A 2500-nucleotide genomic window follows, 5' to 3' on the forward strand; every position below is an offset into this window, starting at 1 on the left:
TAGGATTTGGATCTACGACCTTCAGGTTATGAGCCTGACGAGGTGAAGACGTAAAGCACTTGATCCAGTGGATCAATTGTAGTCTGAACGGGCTGCTTTGGGTTTTCCGACACTGGTTGCGGGAGTAGGATTTGAACCTACGACCTTCAGGTTATGAGCCTGACGAGCTACCGGGCTGCTCCATCCCGCGTCAGGGTCGGAATTTATTTCATCGTTTAGAGAGGTTTGAGGGCTTTTTCTAGGTTTGGCGGTGACCTACTCTCCCGGGGCTTAAGCCCAAGTACCATTGGCGCGGCAGTGCTTAACTTCCGGGTTCGGGATGGGACCGGGTGTTTCACTTGCGCTATGACCACCAAACCGAGGAAAAGCCCCCGTCGCGACTTTTGCGGAGCAAAAGCGCGACGCGCAGGAGGCAGCGTATTCGCTTGCGAATGCGCGTTCCTGCACGGTTGTTGTATCAATCAACATCGCGGCTTGGCGCTACGACGTTATCCAATTCAAGGTGTGTATGTTTTTGGTCTTGTTTGATCTCCTACCGCTTCGCTACTTGAGGCGGTGGGTTATCTTTCCATTACTGGATCAAATCAAGCCTATCGGGCGATTAGTACCGGTCAACTGAACGCATTACTGCGCTTACATCTCCGGCCTATTGACGTGGTGGTCTTCCACGGCCCTCAGGGAGACCTTGTTTTGAGGGGGGCTTCCCGCTTAGATGCCTTCAGCGGTTATCCTGTCCGATCATAGCTACCCAGCACTGCCGTTGGCACGACAACTGGTCCACCAGTGGATCGTTCACCCCGGTCCTCTCGTACTAGGGGCAACTCCTCTCAAGTCTCCTACACCCACGGCAGATAGGGACCGAACTGTCTCACGACGTTCTAAACCCAGCTCACGTACCTCTTTAAACGGCGAACAGCCGTACCCTTGGGACCTGCTCCAGCCCCAGGATGAGATGAGCCGACATCGAGGTGCCAAACACTGCCGTCGATATGGACTCTTGGGCAGTATCAGCCTGTTATCCCCGGCGTACCTTTTATCCGTTGAGCGATGGCCCTTCCACTCGGGACCACCGGATCACTATGGCCGTCTTTCGACTCTGCTCGACTTGTCAGTCTTGCAGTCAGGCTGGCTTCTGCCATTGCACTCAACGAGCGATTTCCGACCGCTCTGAGCCAACCTTCGCGCGCCTCCGTTACGCTTTAGGAGGCGACCGCCCCAGTCAAACTACCCGCCACGCAGGGTCCCGGATCCGGATAACGGACCGCGGTTAGACATCAAGAGTGCGAAGGGTGGTATCTCAAGGGAGGCTCCACAGGTACTTGCGTTCCTGCTTCAAAGCCTACCACCTATCCTGCACATCACAATCCTGATGCCAGTGCGAAGCTGTAGTAAAGGTGCACGGGGTCTTTCCGTCTAACCGCGGGAAGCCTGCATCTTGACAGGCAATTCAATTTCGCTGAGTCGATGTTGGAGACAGCGGGGAAGTCGTTACGCCATTCGTGCAGGTCGGAACTTACCCGACAAGGAATTTCGCTACCTTAGGACCGTTATAGTTACGGCCGCCGTTTACCTGGGCTTCAATTCAAGGCTCTCACCTCTCCTTTTAACCTTCAGGCACCGGGCAGGCGTCAGACCCTATACGTCGTCTTGCGACTTCGCAGAGCCCTGTGTTTTTAATAAACAGTCGCCACCCCCTGGTTTGTGCCCCCAGCCCCTAGTTGCCTAGGAACCGGGCCTCCTTCTCGCGAACTTACGGAGGTATTTTGCCGAGTTCCTTCAACATCGTTCTCTCAAGCGCCTTGGTATGCTCTACCAGTCCACCTGTGTCGGTTTAGGGTACGGTCTGATGGAGGGCTATTTCCAGGAACCACTCAGCAGCCCAATCAATCCGATAAGATTGAACTACATCCGTGATCCGTCACATCCTCCTGGCCTAGGAATATTAACCTAGTTCCCATCGCCTACGCCTTTCGGCCTCGGCTTAGGGGCCGGCTTACCCTGCTCAGATTAGCTTTAAGCAGGAACCCTTGGACTTTCGGCGAGAGTGTCTCTCACACTCTTTGTCGCTACTCATGTCATCATTCTCACTAGTGATCTCTCCACGGGATCGCTCACGCGCCCGCTTCATCGAAAGCCTCTCTCCTCCAATCTGCCCGAAGGCATGAAGGAGGAATGAGACTATGTCACACTACGCTCTGCTACCGATGCTTACGCATCCCTAGACTTCGGCTCATGGCTTGAGCCCCGTTACATCTTCGCCGCAGGACAACTTATTTAGACCAGTGAGCTGTTACGCTATCTTTAAAGGATGGCTGCTTCTAAGCCAACCTCCTGGTTGTTTTGGTCGTCCCACCTGCTTTCCCACTTAGCCATGAATTGGGGGCCTTAGTCGTAGGTCAGGGTTGTTTCCCTCTCCACTACGGACGTTAGCATCCGCAGTGTGTCTGCCATCTAGTACTCCCGGGTATTCGGAGTTTGGTTAGGATCAGTAAGCCTGTGG

The 2500-nt window shown here is 54.3% G+C and carries 1 tRNA gene and 2 rRNA genes (1 of these 3 cut by a window edge); all 3 read right to left on the reverse strand.

What is annotated here, in order from left to right:
• Positions 1-113: 113 nt before the first annotated feature.
• A tRNA-Met gene (locus J7380_RS20170) sits at positions 114-190 on the reverse strand.
• Positions 191-242: 52 nt separating this feature from the next.
• Positions 243-357 (reverse strand): 5S ribosomal RNA (gene rrf, locus J7380_RS20175).
• 223 nt (positions 358-580) lie between these two features.
• Positions 581-2500 (reverse strand): 23S ribosomal RNA (locus J7380_RS20180); it runs 907 nt beyond the window's last position.

The sequence above is a fragment of the Ruegeria sp. R8_1 genome, from assembly GCF_017743815.1.
Taxonomy (GTDB): domain Bacteria; phylum Pseudomonadota; class Alphaproteobacteria; order Rhodobacterales; family Rhodobacteraceae; genus Ruegeria; species Ruegeria lacuscaerulensis_A.